The sequence below is a fragment of the Nocardioides sp. genome (genome assembly GCF_034670285.1).
In the GTDB taxonomy this organism is placed as follows: Bacteria; Actinomycetota; Actinomycetes; order Propionibacteriales; family Nocardioidaceae; genus Nocardioides.
Genome location: NZ_JAXMNS010000313.1, coordinates 1 through 4,678, shown reverse-complemented (window position 1 = coordinate 4,678; position 4,678 = coordinate 1). Strand labels below are relative to the sequence as shown.

At 71.7% G+C, this 4,678-nt stretch carries 5 protein-coding genes; 3 read left to right on the top strand and 2 right to left on the bottom strand.

The genetic code is table 11. The features are described from left to right. Together VOI19_RS14710 and VOI19_RS14705 are read right to left on the bottom strand one after the other, a co-directional pair. Positions 1 to 290: class II aldolase/adducin family protein (locus VOI19_RS14710; protein WP_323793713.1), on the bottom strand; the 290-nt coding region annotated here is incomplete at its 3' end. Then, positions 287 to 916, bottom strand: coding sequence for a TetR/AcrR family transcriptional regulator (locus tag VOI19_RS14705; RefSeq protein ID WP_323793712.1), 630 nt, complete (start codon positions 914 to 916; stop codon positions 287 to 289). The genes VOI19_RS14705 and VOI19_RS14710, both read right to left, overlap by 4 nt. A gap of 179 nt (positions 917 to 1,095) precedes the next feature. On the opposite strand from VOI19_RS14705, the gene VOI19_RS14700 reads away from it, so the two are divergent. The 3 genes from VOI19_RS14700 to VOI19_RS14690 are packed head-to-tail and all read left to right on the top strand — an operon-like array spanning position 1,096 to position 4,424. Then, the gene (locus VOI19_RS14700; RefSeq protein WP_323793711.1) at positions 1,096 to 2,640 is read left to right on the top strand and encodes a flavin monoamine oxidase family protein; all 1,545 of its coding nucleotides are present in this window, start codon (positions 1,096 to 1,098) and stop codon (positions 2,638 to 2,640) included. Beyond that, entirely contained in the window at positions 2,637 to 3,692 is a 1,056-nt protein-coding gene (locus VOI19_RS14695; protein WP_323793710.1) for a hypothetical protein, read from the top strand. Before VOI19_RS14700 ends, VOI19_RS14695 begins: the two co-directional genes overlap by 4 nt. 9 nt (positions 3,693 to 3,701) lie before the next feature. After that, positions 3,702 to 4,424 carry a uracil-DNA glycosylase gene (locus tag VOI19_RS14690; RefSeq protein WP_323793709.1) on the top strand — a complete coding sequence of 241 codons (723 nt, stop codon included), beginning with the start codon at positions 3,702 to 3,704 and terminating at the stop codon, positions 4,422 to 4,424. The last annotated feature ends 254 nt before the right edge of the window (positions 4,425 to 4,678 follow it).

Sequence of the window (4,678 nt, the reverse complement as noted above, 5' to 3'; positions counted from 1 at the left end):
GTGGAGTACGGCGCGTGGGTGTGCACCACCGCGCCGACCTCGTGGCGGTCGGCGTAGACGCCGAGGTGCAGGTCGATCTCGGACGTGGGCGAGAGCGAGCCCTCGACGTACGACCCGTCGAGGTGGACCACCACGATGTCGGCGGTCTCGGTGTCGGCGAGCGTGACGCCGGAGCCGGTCACCGCGACGAGGTCACCCACCCGCACGCTGACGTTGCCGGCCGTGCCGACCAGCAGGCCCTCGGCGGCGAGCCGTCGAGCAGCCGCGGCCACGGCCGCCCGGTGGCTCATGCGGGGGTCCCGACGGACACGCCTGCGGTGGCTGCGGGAGCGATCTCGTAGCGCTCGAGGTAGGAGGTGAGCAGGGCGATACCCTCCTCGATGACGGCCGCGTCCCCGTCGTCATCACGCTCGAAGGCGAGCTGGAAGACGCGGTCGCCGAGCTCGACGGCGAGCAGGGCCGCAGCCTCGGGGAGGTCGGGCCCGGCGAGGCCCTCCTCGATCGCCACCTCGTGGAGGGTGGCCGCGATCCGGCGGTTGTGGTCGCGTCCGTAGGCGTGCAGGGCAGGGTTGGTGCGTCCGCGCAGGTAGATCTCCACGAACGCGGGACGCCGCAGGTAGACCTTGATGAAGGCGCGCATGCTGGTCTCGACGAGCGAGCCGACACTCAGCGGCCCCTGCGCGCGGGACTCGGCGAGGTCGACCAGGGTCTGCTCGTCCATCTCGGCCATGTGCCGCTCGGCGAGAGCGAGGAAGACCGCTTCCTTGTCGGCGAAGTACTGGTAGAGCGAGGCCACCGGCACCTGCGCCGCGTCGGCGATGTCGCGCGTGGACACCGCCTCGACCCCCCGCTCCACGACGATCCGCTCCGCAGCATCGAGCAACGCCTCGACCTTCTTGCGGCTGCGCGCCTGCACGGGCAGTCGCCGAGCGAGGGGTTGGTCGCGCGGTTCCGTGGACGTCGCTCGCTCCGGCGGGAGGTCGGTCACAGCCCGAGAAAGTGATGCATCTGCCATGTGCCGGAGTGTAAGGTACGGAACCGAAACATGACACACGTTCAGGTTGAACTCCCCCAAACCGCTCAGGAGCGCCCGCGATGACCCACGAGCCCCGCGTCGAGCACCCTCTCGACCTCTCCCGCCGCGCACTGCTCGGAGCTGCGTCGGCTGCCGGCGCCGCCACCGGCCTGGGCGCCTTCTCGCTCGACGAGGCTGGGGCCGCCGAGGGGGCCGGCGAAGGTGCCGGCCGTCAGGGCCCGCTGCCGCGCAAGGTCGACGTCGTCGTCGTCGGTGCAGGCATCGCCGGACTCGTCGCCGCCCGCGACGTGGCCGCCAAGGGCTTCTCCGTGCTCGTGCTCGAGGCCCGTGACCGGGTAGGAGGCCGGGTGCTCAACCACGAGCTCAAGACCGGCGGCGACGTCATCGAGGCCGGTGGCGCCTTCGTCGGCCCCACCCAGACGCACATCCGCCGGCTGGCCAAGGAGCTGCAGGTCCCCACGTTCAAGGAGTACAACACCGGCAACAGCGTCTACGTCTCCTCGACGCTCGGGCGCCTGGAGTACTCCGGCACCGTGCCGCCCGACCCCACGATCCTCGCCGACGCCGGCATCCTGCTCACCCTGATCGACCAGTACGCCTCCGAGATCGCCGTCGACGCGCCCTGGTCGCACCCGAGGGCTCGCGAGTGGGACCGGATGACCCTGCGCGACTTCATCCGCTCCAACGCAGTGGTCAACCCCGAGGGCGTCTCCAACCTGATCGAGAACTGGACCCAGCCCGGCTTCGGCGCCGACCCGCGCCAGCTCTCGTTCCTCTTCACGCTCTGGTACGTCGCCTGCTCGGGCAACGAGCGCAACGTCGGCACCTTCGCGCGCAACTCCGACACCGAGGGCGGTGCCCAGGAGCGACGCTTCATCGGCGGCTCCCAGCTCATCCCGTTGCGGCTCGCCCGTCAGCTCGGCGACAGCGTCGCGCTGCGGGCCCCGGTGAAGAAGATCGTGCAGGGCGACGGTCGCGTCAAGGTCCACACCCGTCGCGGAGTGGTCACGGCCAAGCGGGTCATCGTCGCCGCTCCCCCGCCGATGGTGCTCGACATCGACTGGTTCCCGCGGCTCCCCCAGCAGCGACGCCGCCTCCTCAAGAGCCAGGACATGGGCAAGCTGATGAAGTGCGACGCCATCTACCCCACGCCGTTCTGGCGTGAGGACGGACTCAACGGCTTCGGCATCAACGACTCCGGCGCCGCACGCACCGTCTTCGACAACAGCCCCCGCGACGGCGAGCCGGGCGTCCTGCTCGCCTTCGTCGGAGGTGACGCGTGGCGCACCTACGGCCGCATCGGCAAGGCCAAGCGCAAGCAGGCCGTGCTCGAGGGCTTCGCCGCGATGTTCGGCGAGCAGGCCCTCAACCCGGTGGAGTACACCGAGCAGGACTGGACCAAGGAGCGCTGGACCGGCGGCGGACCGACCGCGATCCACGCGGCCGACGGGTCCTTCACCCGCTTCGGCCCCGCCATCCGACGTCCGTTCCGACGCGTCCACTGGGCCGGCACCGAGACCTCCACCTACTGGAGCGGCTACATGGACGGCGCGGTGCGTTCCGGCGAACGCGCGGCCGTCGAGGTCGTGGAGCGACTGCGATGAGGGGCCTCGTCGTACGACTGCTCGCCCTGCTGCTCACGGGCACCCTGCTCGGGGCGCTCCCGAGCGCCTCGCCCTCGGCGTCTGCCAAGCCCGGCGACGAGAAGTGGAAGACCCGCGTGTTCTCGCTGGTCCCCTCGCCGGGCTACCCGGCCTACGTGCACAAGCACACCAACGGCCGCGTCTATGCCGGCACCTACGTGGCCGGCGACCGCCAGCGCTCGCGCGTCTTCGAGTGGGGGCGTGGGGGTGCGCTGCTGCGCTCGTGGACCGTGCCCGGGCAGCTGCTCGACGAGTCCCACGGCGTGCAGGTGGCCAACCAGACCAAGGACGGGCGTCTGGTCCTGCTCGAGACCTCGCGCCGCGCGCTGCTGACGCTCGACCCGCGCACCGGGAAGTTCACGCGGATCGCGACGTTCCCCGAGGGTTCCGTGCCCAACTACGCCACCTGGGGACCGAGGAATCTCTTCGTCACCGACTACGCGCAAGGCATCATCTGGCGGGTGCTCCGCAACGGCAAGGTGCAGCAGTGGTTCGCCGGGCCCGAGCTCGAAGGCGTCGACTCGTTCGGTGCGACCGGCATCGTCTACCGCCACCGCGAGCGCGACTTCCTGATCAGCCAGCAGACGACGTCCGACGGCAGCGCCGACCCGACGACCGGCAAGCTGTTGCGGCTGAAGCTGCGCAAGAAGGGTCCCGGCCGGATCAGCACGCTGTGGACCTCCCGGCCCACCGACCTGCCCGACGGGATCGGGATCGGCCGCTCGGGCCACATCTACATCGCGATGGTCGGCCTCACCCAGCAGCTGGTCGAGCTCTCCGCGACCGGGGAGGAGCTCGACCGCTTCCCCGACGTTCCCTTCACCGGGGAGAACGGGTCGAAGATCCCCTTCGACAGCCCCAGCAACGCGACCTTCCACGGCACCAGCGTGCTGGTGGCCAACCAGTCGGCGGTGCAGGGCGACGCCTCCCACCAGGCGATCCTGCGGGTCGAGGTCGGCGAGCGCGGTCGCGCTCCTCACCTGCCCCGCAGCGCGACCTTCCGGCGGCGCTAGCCTCAGCCCATGAGCGCCCTGGCCCGACTCGTCGACCAGGGCCTCATGGCCCCCGACTGGGCTGCGGCCCTGGCCCCGGTCGACGACCGGGTGGCCGCGTTGGGTGAGTTCCTGCGCGGCGAGGTCGCCGCCGGGCGCGACTACCTGCCGGCCCGTGACGCGGTCTTCCGCGCCTTCCGGCGGCCGCTCGCCGACGTCCGCGTGCTGATCGTCGGCCAGGATCCCTACCCCACACCGGGGCACCCGATCGGGCTGAGCTTTGCCGTCGAGCGGCACGTGCGGCCGCTGCCGCGCAGCCTGGTCAACCTCTACACCGAGCTGCGCGACGACGTCGGGAGCGACGTCGGGGACGACGTCGACGGAGACTGGGTCCCCCCGAGCCACGGCGACCTGAGCGGCTGGGCCGACCAGGGGGTCCTGCTGCTCAACCGGGTGCTGACCGTGCGGCCCGGGGAGGCCAACTCCCACCGCGGGCAGGGCTGGGAGGCAGTGACCGACTGCGCCATCCGCGCCCTGGCTGCGCGTGCGACCTCGAGCCCGCTGGCCGCCATCCTCTGGGGCCGCCCGGCCCAGTCGCTCAAGCCGCTGCTCGGTGACGTGCCCTGCGTGGAGTCCGCCCACCCGTCCCCGCTCGCGGCCTACCGCGGCTTCTTCGGCTCCCGGCCCTTCAGCCGGGTCAACGCCCTGCTCGTCGAGCGCGGTGGCAGCCCCATCGACTGGACCGCCCTCTAGCTCGCGTCCGGTTTTTTCCTCGAGTCGGCGCGTCTACGCGCCGACTCGGCGCGAGGGCTTCGGTGAGTCGGCGCGACTACGCGCCGACTCGGCGAAGAGAGTCAGGCGCGGGTGAGGTCGTCGAGCTCGGCGAGGTCCGCTGGGGTGGGCGCCCACCTCATCGCGGCGGCGTTGCGGCGCACTTGGTCGCCGGAGGTGGCACCGGCGATCACCGAGGAGACGGCCGGCTGGGCAGCCAGGCCGGCGATCGCGAC